A 19128-nucleotide genomic window follows, 5' to 3' on the forward strand; every position below is an offset into this window, starting at 1 on the left:
CTGCCTTCCCTAAAAAAAACTGCCCCGCCGTAATACTTCCAAATATTCTTTCGCAGGGCACAAACTTCACCATTAGATTTAATGGTAACGAGGCCCACAACTTTACCCTCTTCCAATAATGGAAAGGGAATATTTTCATAGGATATTAACGGTGGGTTTTCTAAGTAAGCATTAACTAAATTTTGAATCTTACTATCATCAAAAAAGTCAACTCCAACAATTTTATTGTCTTCATCTTCCACTCCAACTACAATAAATGAGTTGTTTTTTGGGTTGCTATTTGCCAACGCACATACATGCTTTAAAAATTTAGCTTTCCCTTCTTTAGAACCGAAATTGATGAAACGTTTTTTGTCATAAAAACTATTCTCATCATTGTGAGCGAGAAGATTTTTCACAAGCAAACGTTTATTAATCACAGCAGCTTATTTTTTATTTACTATATAGAACCTTGTACTATTCACTTTTTTTATTTACAATAGTAGAAGACGCTTGCGCTGTTGACATAACTACTAAATCTGCAATATTTACATGGTAAGGTCTTGATATAACAAAGTGGATAATATCAGCAATATCTTCAGCCTTTAATGCTTGAAAACCTTTATAGACATTCTTCGCCTTATCCGTATCACCTTTAAAACGAACATCACTAAATTCCGTAGCTACCATTCCAGGATTCACTGCTCCTACACGAATACCATAAGCATTTAAATCAATTCGCATTCCCTGATTTATGGCATCAACGGCATGTTTACTCGCACAATAAACATTCCCATTCGGATATACTTCTTTTCCTGCTGTAGAACCAATATTAATAATATGCCCAGACTTTCTTGCCACCATCTGAGGGAGAACAGCCTTAGAAACATATAGTAGGCCTTTCACATTAATATCCAACATGGCATCCCAATCATCTAAACTACCTTTATCAATAGGATCTAAGCCATGTGCATTACCCGCATTATTAATTAAAACATCTATTTCTTTAAACGCTTCGGGCAAAGAATTTATGGCTTTTAAAACAGCGGATCGGTCTCTGATATCAAAATTTAAGGTGCTTACCTTGGCAGCTACAGAAAACTTATTTTGTAATTCATCTAGTCGTTCTTGTCTTCTACCACAAAGAATTAACCGAAAGCCTTTTTCAGCTAATAATACTGCTGTAGCATAACCAATTCCACTAGTTGCTCCTGTAATTAATACTGTTTTTGACATATCTAAATTATATTATTCGACTTCGTGCCCTCTACTAGCTTCTAGTAAAAGAAACCAATCTTCTAAATCAAGTTCAATTTTTATTGCCTCAAGAGATTCTTGTAATCTTTCTTTACTAGTTGTACCCACAACTGGTTTTATATGAGCTGGATGCCTTAACAACCAAGCCAAAAGCAATTGATTTTCAGATACTTGATATTTTTTCGCCAAAATATTCAAAACGCTTTTAATTCTTTTTGTCGTCTTGTTATCTTCTTTAAAATAAATTCCTAAAGGACTCCACGCCATAGCCAATCTAGAATTTTCAATACAGTCATCTAAAATCCCATTATACATTGCCGAATGTTGCGTTAAAGAGAATTCTATTTGATTGGCTTCCAAAGGCATATACGCATTAAACATCTTAATTTGAGATCTTGTAAAATTAGAAACGCCAACACTTTTTATCTTTCCAGATTTTTTCAATTTTTTAATGGCTGAACCTATTTCTTTTGGGTCCATTAAAGGTGAGGGTCGATGTAATAATAGAAAATCTAAGTAATCTGTTTTTAAATTTTCAAGAGACTGTTCAACAGAGGTAATGATATGATGCTCGGAATAATTGTAATGTTTAAGTTTCGTAGTTCGATTATAACTTGGCATTTGAATACCACATTTGCTAATTAAACAAATACTATCTCGTGAAATTCCACTTTCTTTAAAAGCCGCTCCAAATTCTTCTTCAGTAGAATATCCTCCATAAATATCTGCATGATCAAATGTGGTAATACCTATTGAAAAGCAGTATTGCATTAAGTCTATCATTGCAGATTTAGAAAGTCGTTTTCCCCAACTTCCCCAAGTCATAGTTCCTGCAATAATTCTAGTGTTTTCAGAAATATTTGTCATAGGTAGGTGAAATTAAAATATTTACCTTAAAAACTTCCTAAATATTAGGTGTATTCACCATTTTTAACCAATCATTAACAGGCAATGATTAAATAAATTTTCAATTTGCGCCCTACTATTCAACCAACTATATTTATAGACTAAAAATTACGCTTCTTATGGATGATAATACTACTGTGGATATTAGCGCAGTAAACGAAAAAATTGCACAAGAAAGTGCATTTATCGACTTGCTCACTACAGAAATGAACAAGGTTATCGTTGGCCAAAAACATATGGTTGAACGATTACTGATTGGACTTTTAGGCCAAGGGCACATCTTGTTAGAAGGTGTACCCGGTTTAGCTAAAACTCTTGCAATTAATACACTAGCTAAGGCTGTAAAAGGCAGCTTTAGTAGAATACAATTTACACCCGACCTTTTACCAGCAGATGTTGTAGGTACTATGATTTACAATATGAAGGTAAATGACTTTTCAATTAAAAAAGGTCCAATTTTTGCAAATTTTGTATTAGCAGATGAAATTAACCGTGCACCCGCAAAGGTACAATCGGCATTACTTGAGGCAATGCAAGAAAAGCAAGTTACCATTGGTGATGAGACCTTTATTTTAGACAAGCCATTTTTAGTTATGGCCACTCAAAACCCAGTTGAACAAGAAGGAACATATCCGTTACCAGAAGCTCAGGTAGATAGATTTATGCTAAAAACAGTAATAGATTATCCTAAAATGGCCGAAGAACAAAATATTATGCGCCAAAATCTTTTGGGTAAATATGAAACTGTAAATCCTGTGGTTTCATTGGAGCAGATTTTAAGTGCCCAAAAAGCTGTTCGTGAAGTTTACATGGATGAAAAGATTGAGAAATATATATTAGATATAGTTTTTGCTACTAGATATCCAGAAAAATACAATTTAGAGTCTCTTAAACCTTTAATAAATTTTGGAGCATCTCCCCGTGGTAGTATTAATTTAGGTAACGCTGCCAAATGTTATGCATTTATTAAACGAAGAGGTTATGTGGTACCTGAAGATGTTCGTGCTGTAGTCCATGATGTATTGCGCCACAGAATTGGCATTACATATGAAGCTGAAGCAGAAAACATTACTTCTGAAGAAATCATCAATAAGATTGTAAACGAAATCGAAGTGCCTTAAAACAGTTGATTGTAAATATTTGGCAAACTACTATTCGTTTTACGGTGCCAACCATTTTACCGATTATTGTTAACTGTTTTTTATCATAGATGGATACTAAAGAACTACTTAAAAAAGTACGGAAGATCGAGATTAAGACACGGCGTCTTTCCGATCATATTTTTGGAGGCGAATATCATTCGACTTTCAAAGGTCGTGGTATGACATTTAGTGAAGTTCGACAATATCAATTTGGTGATGATGTAAGAGCAATAGACTGGAACGTTACTGCCCGATACAACGAACCATATATAAAAGTTTTTGAAGAAGAACGAGAATTAACCATGATGTTAATGGTTGATGTAAGTGGGTCAGAATTATTTGGAACCAACAATCAATTCAAAAAAGAAATTCTAACAGAAATATCTGCAACCCTAGCGTTTTCTGCATTACAGAATAATGATAAAGCTGGCTTAATTTTATTTTCAGACGAAGTAGAACTTTTCATCCCACCGAAAAAGGGAAAAAGTCATGTCCTTAGAATTATAAGAGAATTACTCGAATTTAAACCTAAAAGCAATAAAACTGACATAGCTGGTGCATTACGATACCTGTCGAATATGCTTAAGAAAAAGGCAATTGTCTTTGTATTATCAGATTTTATTGCTGATGACTACGAACAAACCTTAAAAATTACTGGAAACAAACATGATGTAACTGGGATTCGTGTTTATGACCATCGAGAAGAATCAATTCCAAATTTAGGAATGGTTCAAATGCAGGATGCGGAAACAGGGCAAATGCAAGTAATAAATACGCAGTCGAAAAAAGTAAGGCAGTCTTACGCAAAATATCATCAAGAAAAAGTTACTTATTTCACAGAAACATTTAGAAAATCGGGTTGTGGAGTATTAAGTTGTAGAGTTGATGAAAGCTATGTGAAAAAATTATTAGGCTATTTTAAACGTAGAGGATAATGCAAGGAATGGAATATGAAATACGAATTTTGAAAAATATATCGCCTAAAGTGCGATATGCTTTTCTTTGCTTATTTCTAAGTTCGTTTTACGGATTTTCTCAAACTGCCCCTAAAATTACTTCTAGTGTTGATACCACTTCTATAAAAATTGGAGAACAAATAAAATTTACAGTTACCGTAGATGCCGACACTACAGCTCAAGTAATTTTTCCAGAAGGTCAAACATTTTCACCGCTAGAAACAGTTGAAGCACTACCTACAGACACTACCAAAAAAGAAAGCAGGTACATTTTACAAAAATCGTACACGCTTACCCAGTTCGATTCTGGACAATATAAATTACCAACACAATTTATAGATATTAATGGTAAAGCATTTTATACAGATTCGCTACTAGTTAATGTTGCGACAGTACCTGTAGACACTCTTGCTCAGAAAATGTACGACATAAAACCATTAATTAATGTAGAAAAAAACAATGCAACATTTTGGAAGATAGTATTTGCAATTTTAGCAGTATTATTAATTGTTGGCAGCTTACTTTATTGGTTTGTTTTTAGAAAAAAACCATTAACCGAAGAAGAGAAAGTAGCGCTATTGCCACCATACGATAGAGCAATGTTGGAATTAAAAAACTTAGAGAATTCGAAATATCTTATTCAAGACGAATACAAACAATATTATACCGAATTAACAGACATTGTTCGCTCATATCTGGAAGAAGATGTTCATGTTACCGCTCTAGAAAGCACCACAGATCAATTAATTAACAAACTTGAAATGCGGAGAGATGCGGGCGAATTAAAACTAGAAGACGAAACACTAAAGCAGTTTAAGCAAATTTTGCAAACAGCTGATTTAGTAAAATTTGCCAAATCGAAACCTGAAACTTCTATTGCTGAAAATCATAGAAAATCGATTGAGCAAATTGTGATTAAAACGCATGATGCATTACCTGAACCTACGGAAGAAGAATTATTAGAACAAGAGGCATATCAAGAAGAGCTAGCAAGAAAAAAAGAGCGAAAAAAATGGATTATGGCTGGTGTTGCTACTCTTGCCGCTATAGTTTTAGCAATTGCTGGTTTATCTGTTCATTATGGCCCTAAACAAGTTTGGGATACTGTTACTGGTAACGAATCTAAAAAATTATTGGATAATGAATGGGTATCAAGTTCATATGGCTATCCGCCAATTATCTTAGAAACCCCAGAGGTATTAGTTCGACAAAAAACTAAAATTCCAGCTGCTGCACAAGGTAAAATAAAAGAATTAAGCACCTTCAGTTATCAAAACAATGATGCATTATTCACCGTTGCAGCCACTTCAACACTTTTTGTAGAACAAAATGAGCCCGATCACGAAAAGACCATTGAGAATCTAATAGCCAATTTTGAGAAAAAAGGAGCTAAGAATATTATCACTAAAAATGATGAATTCTCAACCATTTCAGGAGTTAAAGGCTTAAAAACATATGGAAGTGGAAAGTTTAAGGTAGATGATTCAGACAATCTAGTACGAGGTAACTATGAGATTTATAGTTTTGGCGGACCAGGTTTTCAACAACAAATACTAATTACATGGTTGGCAGATGATGAATATGCCGACGAAATTGTTAACCGCATTACAACCACTTTAGAAGTAAAAACAGAACTATAGATGTTAGAAAATATTTCATTTGCAAATCCTGAATTTTTCTGGTTGCTACTATTGCTTCCAGTGGCTTTGCTATGGTATTTTTTTAAAAGAAAAGAGCAAAGTGCTGCACTAACTATTTCTACTATTGGTGGTTTTTCGAAAAAAAGTATTCTTCCTAAACTCAGACATGGTTTATTTCTTCTTAGATTACTGGCTTTAGCTGCAATTATTGTAGCTATGGCAAGACCACAAACCGAAGACATATCTACCCGTACCAAAACAACAAAAGGTATTGATATTGTAATGGCCATAGACGTATCGTCTAGTATGCTAACTCGTGATTTAAAACCAAATAGACTAGCAGCTTTAAAAGAAGTAGCTTCTGATTTTATTGCTAAAAGACCAAATGACCGTATTGGTTTAATTGCGTATGCAGGTGAAAGTTATACTAAAACTCCAATAACAAGTGACAAGTCCATTGTTTTAGGAGCTTTAGGTGAAATAACTTATGGCCAATTAAATGATGGTACTGCCATAGGAATGGGATTGGCAACTTCTGTAAATCGCTTAAAAGAGAGCAAAGCGATTAGTAAAATAATTATACTACTGACCGACGGTGTAAATACTGCGGGCTTTATTGAACCACAAACTGCCGCAGATTTAGCCGTGGAATTTGGCATAAAAACTTATACCATTGGCCTTGGTACAAACGGTAATGCATTATCTCCCATAGCATATAACGCCGATGGTACTTTTAGGTATGGTATGCGCCAGGTAGAAATTGATGAGGAACTTTTGCAAGAAATTGCTTCTGCTACTGGCGGCAAATATTTTAGAGCTACCAACAAGGAAAAGCTAGAAGCAATCTATGATGAGATTAATAAGCTTGAAAAAACAGAAATAGAAGAATTTAAATATTACAGATACGAGGAAAAATTTCGTCCATGGATTTATTTAGCAGGCGCCCTGCTACTTTTAGAATGGATTTTGAGAAACACCGTATTCCGAAGTTTTATATAAAAAGAGATGTCGACAATACAACTAGACGAAAAAATATATTTCTATCTACTTTTCATCATACCGGTGATAGTAGTACTTTTTGTGCTACTTCAAATCTGGAAAAAAAGAACACAAAATAAATTTGCCGATTCATTACTATTAAAGAAATTAACACCAAGTAAGTCTAACTTTAAATCCACTTTAAAGTTGATATTATTTCTATTGGGTATTTCTTCATTAACCTTGGGACTAGTAAATCCAAAAATTGGCACAAAGCTTGAAACGGTAAAGCGAGAAGGTGTAGATATAGTTTTTGCAATCGATGTTTCTAAAAGTATGTTGGCAGAAGACATTGCGCCTAATAGACTTGAGAAAGCAAAACGGTTAGTGTCAGAAATTATTAATCAATTAGCAAGTGACCGAATTGGAATTATAGCCTATGCAGGTCAAGCTTACCCTCAATTACCTATTACCACTGATTACGGTGCAGCAAAAATGTTTTTGCAAAATATGAATACCGACATGCTTTCCTCACAGGGTACGGCAATTAATGCTGCAATCGATTTGGCGGCAACATACTATGATGATGAAGAACAAACCAATCGCGTGTTGTTCGTAATATCTGATGGGGAAGATCATTCAGAAGGCACAACTATTGATGCTGTTGAAGAGGCAACCGAAGCAGGAATTCGGATTTTCACAATTGGAGTAGGAAAGCCAAAAGGAGCGCCGATTCCTATTAAGAGAAAAGGCGTTGTAGAAAGTCTTAAAAAAGATAGTAAAGGTGAAGTAGTTATCACCAAACTAAACCAAGAAGTATTACTAGATATTGCTGAAGAAGGAAACGGCGAATATATTGATGGTTCCAACACAGAAGAAGCTGTAAATTATATAAAAGATCAACTATTACAGATGGATAAAAAAGAATTTGAAGCCAAGCAATTTGCAGAATATAAAGACCAATTTCAGTGGTTTTTAGCTGCCGGACTTCTATTCCTATTTATTGATATTTTTGTATTAAACAGAAAAACTGAATGGCTTAGAAAATTGAATTTATTCAACGAAAAGCAAAGCGAATAGGTATGAAATTTAAACTTATATATTTCTTTTTGTTTCTAGGACTATCTCTTAGCGCCCAAACTGCTGAAGAGTTAGAAGAAGTTAATGCCAAAGATTTAGCAGAATCTACAAATCTTACCTGGGAAGGGAACAAACAAATTTCAGAAGATAAATTTACAGAGGCAGAAAAGGAATATCGTAGAGCTATATCGAAAAGTGATAAAAATGTAGCTGCTCCTTTTAATTTGGGAAATGCTTATTACAATAAAGAGACGTATAGCGAAGCTTTTGGAAGATTTAAAGAAGCTGGTGATAAATCTGAAGATAAGGCAGAAAAGCATAAAGCATACCATAACATGGGTAATGTTTTTATGAAAAGAAAAGAATATGAGAAAGCTGTTGAAGCGTATAAAGAAGCGCTTAGAAACAATCCTAAGGATGAAGAGACACGTTACAATCTCGCTTTAGCGAAAGAAATGTTTAAAAAAGAGCAAGACGAGCAGAAGAACGACGACGAAAATAAAGATGATCAGAACCAAGATCAAGACGACAAGAAGGACGATCAAGAAAAAAACGAAGACAAAAAAGAGGACGGAGATAAAAAGGAAGACGAAGGAGAAAACGAAGAGGAAAATAAAGATAAGCAGGACGAGGGCGATAAAGGAGAACAAGAGAAAGAAGATAATAAAGAGGGCGAAGGAGATGAGAAAGATGAGCAGGAAAAGAAACCTGAAGAACAACAACAAGCCCCTCCTAGACCAAATCAGTTATCGAAACAACAAATTCAAAATCTGCTAGATGCAATGCAGAATGAAGAGGATAAGGTTCAAGAAAAAATTGATGCTCAAAAAGTAAAGGGCGCTAAAGTTAAAAACGAAAAAGATTGGTAATATAAATGAAAACGAAAAATTACATAGTACTTTTTCTTTTTACAGTTTTGTCTTTTGCACTACGTGCTCAGGATAAAAACGAGGTTACCTTTGGGCTAAAAGTTAGCAAAAGCAAGCTTGGAATAAATGAACGCATACGCGTTGATTTTGCTATGAACAAGGATGGGGACAATTTTAATCCACCTGATTTTCAAGGATTTAAAGTATTGATGGGACCTTCTCAATCTATTAGTTCTTCGTGGATTAATGGAGTTCGCAGTTATTCAAAAACCTATTCTTACACCATAGCTCCTACTGCACAAGGTACGTTTACTATAAAACAGGCTACCATTGTAATTGATGGCAAAACCTATAAATCTTTACCCAAAAAAATAGAGGTTGGTCCAGCAGTAGATAAACCAAGCGAACAAATGACAGCTCATGATATTGCTGATGAAAGTCTTCATTTAGTAGCAGAAGTTTCTAACGCTCGTCCGTATCTAAATGAGGCCATTACTGTGGTTTACAAATTATATTTTGGTCAGCAAATAGGTATTTCAAATTACCGCCCTTTAGACAACCCCACTTATAATAACTTTTGGAGTCAAGATATTCCGATTACACGTTTGAATGCACAAAATGGCACCTACGATGGCAAACCATTTAGATATGTAATATTAAAACGTGTTGTTTTATATCCGCAAAAATCGGGGAAGTTAGAGATAGAGCCATTATCCTTAGAAATTACAGCCGATGTACCTACGCAAAAACGTGATTTTTTTGGAGGAAGAATCTATTCCCAAGCCAATAAAACAGTATCAGCTGGCAAAAGAACCATCAACGTAAAAGCACTACCTGAAAATGGTAAACCTGCAAATTTTAATGGAGCAGTAGGTAATTTCGATTTTAAAGTTACAGCAAGTAAAACAACGTTAAATGCATCAGAATCTTTACAAGCTAAGGTAGAAGTGTCGGGTAAAGGAAATTTAAAATTATTTAAGCTACCAGAACCAATATTACCTAGTTCATTAGAAGTCTACGAACCTGAATTTGACGAGAATGTAAAAACTACCATTACAGGAATGCAGGGAAAAGTCGCAAATAACTATACTATTGTACCAGCCTACAAAGGTAAATACCCTATCCCCAGTATCTCATTTAGTTATTTTGACCCTAGTACTGCAAAATATAATACAATTGATTCAGAAGAAATTTTAATTGACGTAGTTTCTGGACCTTCAAGTGGAACAGCAAGTGCGAATGTACCTGGCGTAAATAATAAGCAAGCCATTAATGTAGCAAGTGACCAATTCGCATTTATTAAATTAAATACCAATTTATCACCTATTGCTTCCATAAATTTTTTCGGTAGCAAGCGCTTTTATTTATGGTGGTTATTACCCTTATTATTAATTCCATTAGCTATTTTCTTTAGAAAGAAACGCGATGATTTAGCTGGTGATGTAGAAGGGAATAAAATTAGAATGGCCAATAGACTAGCTAAAAAGTACTTATCCTCTGCAAAAAAAGCTTTAGGCAACAAAGAAGCATTCTATGTAGCATTAGAAAAAGGACTTCACAATTACCTTAAAGCGAAATTAAAAATCGAAACTGCTGAATTTAGCAAAGACAAAATCAATAATCTATTGACTCAAAAGAACGTTGACGAGAAAACTATTGAACGTTTTATTAATTTACTTAAGAATTGTGAAATGGCCCGGTATAGTCCATTTTCAGATGTACAAATGCAACAAGATTATACTGATGCGAGTGAAGTAATGTCTTATTTAGACAAGCAATTATAGAAATATATTAAAAAAGAAGTGAAGAATAAAGGTTACATATTACTATTGATATTATTTCTATTTGAAATAAGTGCATTCGCCCAAAACGATGCATTGTTCAAAAAGGGAAATGATGCCTATAATGAAGGTAATTTTGTAACTGCAGCAGATCAATATTTAGCAATTTTAGAAAAAGGTGAACATTCTGCAGAAGTATACTTTAATCTTGGCAATGCCTATTACAAACTAAATCAAATAGCGCCAAGCATCTATTATTATGAAAAAGCACTACTTCTAAAACCTAAGGATGCCGAAATTTTGAATAATCTAGCATATGCTCAAAATATGACCTTAGACGCAATTGACACTTTACCAACCTCTGGTCTTACTAATTTGTACAAACAGTTTACGGAAATATTGTCTTTTGATCAATGGGCGAAAATAGCTGTCGCATTTATGATTTTGTTCGTTTTACTGTACATCGCTTTTTATTTCTTTAATTATGCTACCAGAAAACGTATCGCATTTATAACTAGTTTAATAGCTTTATTATTTTCAGTATTGGCAGCTGTATTTGCTTACATAGAGTTCGATGACTTTAATAAAAATAATCCCGCGATTGTTTTTGTTAAAGAAAGTCAGGTTAAAACTGAACCTAATGACAGAAGTCAACAATCCTTTATTCTTCATGAAGGAACCAAAGTAAATGTAATTGGCACATTGAAAGAATGGAACGAAATTCAGCTTGCAGATGGCCAAACAGGGTGGATTTCGTCCGAAAACATTAAGATTATTAAAGATTTTTAATACTTCCTTAACTTCTAATAAAAATTGTCATGCTATATTTGCCATTCATTTTTAAATGAACATGAAAGTATTTAGTCGTTTTCTTTTACTTTTTTTATGGCTTTTTGCCATTACGGCGCCGAGTATAATAACACTACTCGATACGGACAATCCTATAATTATAACAAATCTTAACGAAGAAGAGCAACAAGAGGTTATCAAAAAATCTTCACTTGAAGAGAAAATGCTTAATGATGGATATTTTAATTTTTCATTAATTACTTTATCCGATCAATCAGACAAAACAGATTACTACACTTTACGATTTGTAGATTTCACACTAGAAATTCTACTCCCCCCTCCAGAACATATTAGCTAAATTTCGTATCAGATTAATTTAGACAGTAAAAAACTTGTCCTCAATTCCTATTGAGGACACTATAATTATTATATATGTTCAAATATTTAAAAAATGATTTACCTGCAAGTATTGTAGTGTTTTTCGTTGCTTTACCTTTATGTCTAGGTATTGCATTAGCAAGTGGCGCACCCTTATTCTCAGGTTTAATAGCCGGTATAATTGGTGGTATATTTGTTGGAGCCTTAAGTGGTTCTAAAATTGGAGTTAGTGGGCCGGCAGCTGGTTTAGCTGCAATTGTTTTAACTGCCATAGGAGCATTAGGTGGTTATCAAAACTTTTTAGTAGCCGTAGTTTTAGGAGGTATAATTCAAATTATATTCGGTATTCTTAAAGCAGGTGTTATTGGTTACTATTTTCCATCTTCCGTAATTAAAGGAATGCTTACCGGAATTGGAATTATTATTATTCTTAAACAAATTCCACACTTTTTTGGGTATGATCCTGACCCTGAAGGAGATTGGGCATTTTTTCAAGTAGACGGGGAAAATACTTTTTCAGAAATTCTAAATACAATTAATAATATTAGTCCAGGAGCTACCGTAGTTGCATTTATAGGTTTAGCCATACTATTATTATGGGATAAAGTATTATCAAAAAAAGGTAAAATTTTTCAAATAATTCAAGGTCCCTTAGTAGCCGTGGCTGTCGGGATAATATTTTTTATACTAACCCAGAATAGTGAAGTATTTTCTATTTCTGCAGACCATTTAGTAAGTGTACCAGTACCTGAAGACGCAGCATCATTTATAGGGCAGTTTAGCTTTCCTAATTTTAGTGCTATATCCAATCCACAGGTTTGGGTAACCGGTTTTACCATAGCATTGGTAGCGAGTTTAGAGACCTTATTGTGTGTTGAAGCGACAGATAAATTAGACCCACATAAAAATGTGACTCCAACAAATAGAGAATTACTTGCGCAAGGTGCCGGTAACATATTATCAGGTATGATAGGTGGATTGCCAATTACTCAGGTTATTGTTCGTAGTTCGGCAAATATTCAATCAGGAGGTAGATCCAAGCTATCAGCGATTTTTCATGGTTTATTATTATTAATATCCGTTGTACTTATTCCTAGACTGTTAAACATGATTCCTTTATCTGTTTTAGCAGCTGTTTTACTAATCGTAGGGTATAAATTAGCAAAACCAGCCTTATTTGCAAAAATGTATAAACTTGGTTGGAAACAATCTATACCATTTTTTGTAACTGTATTCGGTATTGTATTTACAGATTTGTTAGTTGGTATATGTTTAGGATTAGCTGTTGGTATTATTGTGATTTTGCTAAAAAGCTATCAAAATTCTCATTTTCTACATATTGAAGATAACAGTAATGGAAAGCACAAAATAAAAATGTCTTTAGCAGAAGAAGTAACTTTTTTCAACAAAGGAGCTATTCTAAAAGAATTGGATAGTCTACCAAGAGACACTTATTTAGAATTAGACATTTTAAAAACCAGATACTTAGACCATGATATTATTGAAATATTAGACGACTTTAGTTTAAAGGCTAAAGAGCGAAATATTGATATAAAACTAGTATCGAAAAGAGGTGTTGTTGAAAACCCACCAAGTTATATCGAGTTCTTTGAACAACGACCAAAATCAAACATAAGCTTAAGCTAAAAATGGTGTCTAACGATACTATTTTAAATTAAAGAATTTAACATTATGAAAAACAATAAATATAAAATAGTGATTTTCACCGATTTAAAAGAATCGATGGACACCAATATAAAGAGTGCAATCAACTTAGCAAAGATGATAAATGGTGAAATTGAACTTCTCCATGTAAAAAAAGCACTTGATGTTGTAAATAAGGAAAGTCAACTATCAGCAATGCGTAACATTAGTAGCAAATATGTAGCTGCTGAAAATAAGCTTAAATCAATAGTAAGTTCGTTTTCTAAGGATTATGATATTCCCTTATCGTATACACTTACATTTGGCAATTTAAAAAATGAGATTTCATCCTATTTAGAGGAGAAAAAGCCAGATATAGTGGTATTGGGTAAGAAAAAATCAAAACTATCTAACAAATTAAGAGTAGATTCAATTCAATTTATTCTTAAAAAACATAACGGGCCGATTTTTATTACTGATAATGAAATATGTTTTGACTTAAACAATGATTTATCATTAGGTGTCTTAAATGATATCGAATCTTTTACTAAATATCAATTTACTGAAGATTTACTTGAGCGTAGTAAAAAACCCATTAAATCATTTAAAATTTTAAATGATTCAAATAAAGCTGAGACTGCAATTGCTAATAAAAGTACCGTCGAATTCATTTTCGACAAAAGCGATAATGTTATGCAGAATATCTCAAAATTCGTTTCTAAGAGCAATTTAAATCTTGTTTGTCTTAATAGAAATACTACGACAAAGCCCTTAAAAATAAACGATATTATAGAAAATCTTAACGTACCTGTTCTATTAATGGAATAGTACTAAAATAAAATAAACAATTATGAAAGCACATACAAAAGAAACACAAGATACAATGACCCCTGAAAAGTCGTTACTTTTTCTAAAAGAAGGAAACCAACGTTTTCAGGATAATTTAAAAGCCAATAGAAATCTTTTAGAACAAGTTAACGATACTAGTGAAGGGCAATTCCCATTTGCTACAATTTTAAGCTGTATAGATTCACGTGTATCGGCCGAGTTGGTATTCGACCAAGGACTTGGCGATATTTTTAGTATTCGTATTGCAGGAAATTTTGTGAATGAAGATATTTTAGGAAGTATGGAATTTGGTTGCAAGCTTGCTGGCACGAAATTAATTGTAGTATTAGGTCATACTAGCTGTGGTGCAATAAAGGGTGCATGTGACCATGCAAGATTAGGAAATTTAACCGCACTAATTAATAAAATAGAACCTGCAGTTGAGGCCGTTGTAGAACCTGCAGACGAAAATCTTAGAAATTCTAAAAACTTAGACTTTGTTGATGAAGTTTCAGCTAAAAATGTTGAAATAACCATAAATAACATTAGAACTTTGAGCCCTATTCTTGCTGAAATGGAAGAAAAAGGTGAAATTAAGATTGTTGGTGCCATGTACAATATTTCTACTGGTGCTGTTGATTTCTATTAAAAATCAACCTTATTTTTAGTTTAAAAAGCCAATGTTTAACATTGGCTTTTTTCATAAAATCGTTATCTTCAAAAAACAAAATCTATAACCAATTATGAGCAGTTTATTTTCAAACTTTAAAGGCGATTTATTTGGCGGAATAACCGCTGGAATTGTTGCACTACCACTTGCGCTTGCATTTGGGGTTAGTTCGGGACTAGGCCCAAGTGCTGGACTATATGGAGCAATATTCGTAAGTTTTTTCGCTGCCATGTTTGGAGGTACGAATACTCAAATTTCTGGTCCTACTGCACCAATGACAGCAGTTAGCATGGTGGTAATTGCAGGAATCATAGCAATTAACGATGGAAATGTTGAAAAGGCTTTACCCGCTATATTAATAGTTTTCTTTTTAGCCGGGTTAATGCAAATCGGCCTTGGTTTATTAGGCATTGGAAAATATATAAGATATATTCCATATCCAGTGGTTTCAGGCTTTATGACAGCAATAGGTGTTATAATACTTGTGACTCAAATTTTACCTGCAGTTGGTTATTATCCAAAGGAAGATTTAGAGTTCGTAAATCAATTTAAACCGCAGGCAGAAGAGATAATTCTCGATAATATATTGAAAGAAGAAGCAGGAGAAGGTATTTTGGTTTTAGAAAATTTTGAAGAAACCATAAGGCGGGCTAAAGATATTACCGAGGAAGATATGCTTAAAGAAGCTAAAACCTTAGCCAATACAGAAGCATCGGGTGTTATTGGTGCTATTAAGGTTTTACCACGTGCTTTAAAGAATATTAATTGGTTGGAACTTGCTTTAGCATTAGCAACGATTTTTATTATTTATGGTTTTAAACGTATCACTACTGCTATACCCAGTACGCTCGTTGCACTGGCTGCTGTATCAGGTGTTGCCTATGGTTTTGGTCTTGATTATCGTCCAATTGATGAAATCCCAAGTGGATTTCCAGTACCAAATTTGGGGATTTTTACACAATTTGACTTAAACTCGGTATCACCATACATTTTTACAGCACTCACTTTGGCATTACTAGGAGCTATTGACTCGCTGTTAACTTCTGTTGTTGCTGATAACATGACTAAAACAAAACACAAACCTAATAAAGAACTAGTTGGCCAAGGTATTGGTAATAGTATTGGTGCAATTTTTGGAGGATTACCAGGTGCTGGTGCCACCATTAGAACCGTAGTGAATATTAACGCTGGCGGTAAAACAAGATTATCTGGTATGACCGCTGGTATTATGCTTTTAATAATTATGCTCGCATTAGCACCAGTAGCTTCACAAATTCCAGCCGCGGTACTTGCAGGTATATTAGTTACTGTTGGTATTGGTGTTATGGACTACAAGGGACTTAAAGCAATTCCAAGTTTACCAAAAGACATCAAATTTGGGCCTTTAAAATTAAGCTCAGAGGTACTAATTATGATGGTTGTACTCGTACTATCATCTGTATGGAATTTAGTATATGCAGTAGGAATAGGTCTTATAATTGCTTCCCTAATGTTCATGAAAAAAATGGGAGATTTAACAGCCGAACGTTCAGATGTAAAGAGTTTAGAAAAAGAAAAAGCTTGGTCAGATGAATCTGATTTTCCTCAAAATTTACGAGAAGAGGTTTTCATAAAGCACCTTAAAGGGCCATTATTCTTTGGATCTACCAGTGATTTTCAAGTACTAGCCAAACAAATTCCAGAAACAGCGAATACTGTAATTATCCGTATGGATCGCATGCAATATATGGATCAATCTGGTTTGTATGCTTTAGAAGATGTATTGATAGATTTGAGAAAGTCAAAAATACATGTACTATTAGTTGATGTTTTACGTCAACCCAGGTACATGATGGAAAGGGTGGATATTGTTCCTGATCTTATTCCGGAAGAAAATATCTTCGATACTTTTGATGAATGTCTCGAATGGATTAAAAATAATATAAAAGACGAGTTCTAATAAACCGCTCTAAATAATAGCACTTAGCCTAATAGGGCTTGCAGTTATAGCGCTATTAGGCTAAATTGTTTCTAGTAATGGCAGAAAAGTGATAAATTTGTCCACTAGCTTATTACCATGATTGATACTATAAAAGAACATATTGCTGAAGTAGAAAAATTCAAAGCAGATTCTAAAGAAGCTGTAGAATCATTTCGCATAAAATATTTAGGCAAGAAAGGGTTGTTAAATGATTTTTTTGCAGAATTTAAAAACGTTCCTGGACCTCAAAAAAAAGAGTTTGGGCAAACTATCAATCAGTTAAAACAAGCAGCTACAGAAAAGGTAAATGTTTTAAAAAACTCATTAGAAAAAACTACGGAGCAAAAAAGTATTTATGGAGATCTTACGCGTCCGGGAGAGGCCATTGAAATTGGCGCTAGACATCCAATATCTATTGTAAAGAATCAAATTATTGATATTTTTTCACGCATTGGTTTTAATGTGTCTGAAGGTCCAGAAATAGAAGATGATTGGCACAATTTTACAGCTTTAAATTTGCCAGAGCATCATCCTGCAAGGGACATGCAAGACACCTTTTTTATTCAAACTAACCCTGACGTTTTATTACGAACTCACACTTCTTCAGTTCAAGTTCGTTATATGGAAAATAATAAACCCCCAATTCGAACTATATCTCCAGGCAGAGTATACCGAAATGAAGCTATTTCAGCTCGTTCACATTGTTTTTTTCACCAAGTGGAAGGCTTGTATATTGATAAAGATGTTTCTTTTGCAGATTTAAAACAAACCTTACAATTCTTTACCACCGAACTATTTGGCAAATCGAAAATTCGATTAAGACCTTCCTATTTTCCTTTTACTGAGCCAAGTGCAGAAGTGGATGTATATTGGGGATTAGAAACCGAAACTGACTATAAAATGACCAAAGGCACCGGATGGTTAGAAATTATGGGTTGTGGAATGGTTGATCCAAATGTTTTAGACAATTGTGGTATTGATTCCAAAGAATATTCCGGTTTTGCCTTCGGTATGGGTATCGATAGAATTGCCTTATTACTACACCAAATATCTGATATACGTCTATTGAGTGAAAATGATCTACGCTTTTTAGAACAATTTAAAAGTGCCTTATAACCTAAATTGTGAAAAAAGATATTGAAATACCTATAATTAAGGAGGTGTACATCGCTGTTGTGGAAGAATGGAATGATGAATTTCTTTCTAAGGATTGGAACGCATATCTTCTTAATAACCGTGAAGATGCTATTGAAATGGTACTAATAGTATCAAAAGGGTATGATGGCGACAAAAAAACTTCCACAATGCGACATGCAATTGGAACAATAGCTGCCAAGTCTTTTGAAAAAATTGAATTATTACAAGAGGATGTACTTTCCTTAAATAATGAATTTTTCGTCACCTTTTTTGCTGAAAACAAACTATTTGAAAAACGATTCGTTATTGAGCAGAATAGCGTCAACAAAAATAATCTAGTGCCAATTCCGCTAATAGATAAAAATGGAGTATTCGCAAAATAGCTTGCGAATTAAAGTATGTTAACCCCTTTTTATTCTTATAATTAACACGTTTTTATCGTTATTACTGTCCTAAACAATTTATTTTTCAAATAGACTTATAAAATATTTACAAATAAAGTATTGATAGACAATAAGTTACAAACAAAAACTTTAATACTTCAATTTATATAAATATATTTAACATAATTTATGTTCTTTTAGTTTGTTTGTTACCGAACTAACTATATATTTGCATCTTCAAATTACGAATCATGTCTAAAGAAGAGATAAAAAATAAATTAATAGAAGAACTTGGAGTTCATTTTGAGTCCGAGTATGATTTACCTCCATTGGCGGCAAGAATCTTTGCAAGTTTAGTATTGACTGAAGAGGATGGACTTACATTTGAAGATTGTATTAACAGAAGAGGTGCTAGTAAAAGTTCCATTTCTACTTCCCTAAATTTATTATTACAGCGAGAGTTTGTAAAGTATTTTACCAAATCAGGTGATCGCAGACGTTACTTTGAGATAGCAGATAAGAACATATTTTTTTTAAAAAAGCTTAATCGCTCACTAAAACATTTAGAAAGAGAAGGCAAAATACTTCAGAAAGTCGCTGAGTATAACGCACAATTTAGACCGGAAAAACACTTCGAAAATACAAATAAGAGAGAAGTTTATACCAAATGTGTTAGTGATATGACTACTATCCTTAAAACAACTATTGAAGCATTAGAAAAACAACAAAAATAATTTTTTTGTCAGATTAG

The 19128-nt window shown here is 33.6% G+C and carries 19 protein-coding genes; 16 read left to right on the top strand and 3 right to left on the bottom strand.

The window, feature by feature from the left end; translation table 11 throughout:
* From ABJF52_RS00005 to ABJF52_RS00015, 3 genes are all read right to left on the bottom strand, one after another.
* On the bottom strand, positions 1-419 hold a 419-nt coding region (locus tag ABJF52_RS00005; RefSeq protein ID WP_348144436.1), incomplete at its 3' end, for an ATP-binding protein.
* A gap of 37 nt (positions 420-456) precedes the next feature.
* Positions 457-1215, bottom strand: a complete 759-nt coding sequence (locus ABJF52_RS00010; RefSeq protein ID WP_348144439.1) for an SDR family NAD(P)-dependent oxidoreductase — start codon at positions 1213-1215, stop codon at positions 457-459.
* Positions 1216-1227: 12 nt separating this feature from the next.
* Positions 1228-2103, bottom strand: a complete 876-nt coding sequence (locus tag ABJF52_RS00015) for an aldo/keto reductase (RefSeq protein ID WP_348144442.1) — start codon at positions 2101-2103, stop codon at positions 1228-1230.
* Positions 2104-2261: 158 nt separating this feature from the next.
* Between ABJF52_RS00015 and ABJF52_RS00020 the strand changes: the two genes are divergently transcribed.
* From ABJF52_RS00020 to ABJF52_RS00095, 16 genes are all read left to right on the top strand, one after another.
* On the top strand, positions 2262-3263 hold the full coding sequence (locus tag ABJF52_RS00020; protein ID WP_348144445.1) for a MoxR family ATPase: 1002 nt from the start codon (positions 2262-2264) through the stop codon (positions 3261-3263).
* Between the two features lie 89 nt (positions 3264-3352).
* Positions 3353-4219: a DUF58 domain-containing protein gene (locus ABJF52_RS00025; RefSeq protein WP_348144448.1), complete on the top strand. Its 867-nt coding sequence runs from the start codon at positions 3353-3355 to the stop codon at positions 4217-4219.
* Positions 4219-5880: a hypothetical protein gene (locus ABJF52_RS00030; RefSeq protein ID WP_348144451.1), complete on the top strand. Its 1662-nt coding sequence runs from the start codon at positions 4219-4221 to the stop codon at positions 5878-5880. The genes ABJF52_RS00025 and ABJF52_RS00030 overlap by 1 nt, the downstream gene beginning before the upstream one ends.
* Complete coding sequence (locus ABJF52_RS00035; protein WP_348144454.1) at positions 5881-6879, top strand: VWA domain-containing protein; 999 nt, start codon at positions 5881-5883, stop codon at positions 6877-6879. It abuts the gene before it with no gap.
* Between the two features lie 6 nt (positions 6880-6885).
* Complete coding sequence (locus tag ABJF52_RS00040) at positions 6886-7938, top strand: VWA domain-containing protein (protein ID WP_348144457.1); 1053 nt, start codon at positions 6886-6888, stop codon at positions 7936-7938.
* Positions 7939-7940: 2 nt separating this feature from the next.
* A complete protein-coding gene (locus tag ABJF52_RS00045; RefSeq protein ID WP_348144460.1) occupies positions 7941-8807 on the top strand; it encodes a tetratricopeptide repeat protein in 867 nt (288 codons plus the stop codon).
* 5 nt (positions 8808-8812) lie between these two features.
* Positions 8813-10591, top strand: coding sequence for a BatD family protein (locus tag ABJF52_RS00050; protein ID WP_348144462.1), 1779 nt, complete (start codon positions 8813-8815; stop codon positions 10589-10591).
* Between the two features lie 18 nt (positions 10592-10609).
* The gene (locus ABJF52_RS00055) at positions 10610-11377 is read left to right on the top strand and encodes a tetratricopeptide repeat protein (RefSeq protein ID WP_348144464.1); all 768 of its coding nucleotides are present in this window, start codon (positions 10610-10612) and stop codon (positions 11375-11377) included.
* Positions 11378-11432: 55 nt separating this feature from the next.
* Positions 11433-11735, top strand: coding sequence for a hypothetical protein (locus ABJF52_RS00060; RefSeq protein WP_348144467.1), 303 nt, complete (start codon positions 11433-11435; stop codon positions 11733-11735).
* A 74-nt stretch (positions 11736-11809) separates the two neighbouring features.
* A complete protein-coding gene (locus tag ABJF52_RS00065) occupies positions 11810-13402 on the top strand; it encodes a SulP family inorganic anion transporter (RefSeq protein WP_348144470.1) in 1593 nt (530 codons plus the stop codon).
* A gap of 45 nt (positions 13403-13447) precedes the next feature.
* On the top strand, positions 13448-14227 hold the full coding sequence (locus tag ABJF52_RS00070; protein WP_348144473.1) for a universal stress protein: 780 nt from the start codon (positions 13448-13450) through the stop codon (positions 14225-14227).
* A gap of 22 nt (positions 14228-14249) precedes the next feature.
* Complete coding sequence (locus ABJF52_RS00075) at positions 14250-14876, top strand: carbonic anhydrase family protein (protein ID WP_348144476.1); 627 nt, start codon at positions 14250-14252, stop codon at positions 14874-14876.
* 94 nt (positions 14877-14970) lie between these two features.
* Positions 14971-16836, top strand: coding sequence for a SulP family inorganic anion transporter (locus tag ABJF52_RS00080; RefSeq protein ID WP_348144479.1), 1866 nt, complete (start codon positions 14971-14973; stop codon positions 16834-16836).
* Between the two features lie 117 nt (positions 16837-16953).
* Positions 16954-17973, top strand: coding sequence for a phenylalanine--tRNA ligase subunit alpha (gene pheS / locus ABJF52_RS00085; RefSeq protein WP_348144482.1), 1020 nt, complete (start codon positions 16954-16956; stop codon positions 17971-17973).
* Positions 17974-17981: 8 nt separating this feature from the next.
* Positions 17982-18377: a hypothetical protein gene (locus ABJF52_RS00090; protein WP_348144486.1), complete on the top strand. Its 396-nt coding sequence runs from the start codon at positions 17982-17984 to the stop codon at positions 18375-18377.
* A gap of 251 nt (positions 18378-18628) precedes the next feature.
* Positions 18629-19111: a helix-turn-helix domain-containing protein gene (locus ABJF52_RS00095; RefSeq protein WP_348144488.1), complete on the top strand. Its 483-nt coding sequence runs from the start codon at positions 18629-18631 to the stop codon at positions 19109-19111.
* Positions 19112-19128 lie beyond the last annotated feature (17 nt).

It is taken from the genome of Aurantibacter sp. (genome assembly GCF_039941195.1).
Classification (GTDB): Bacteria; Bacteroidota; Bacteroidia; order Flavobacteriales; family Flavobacteriaceae; genus Aurantibacter_A.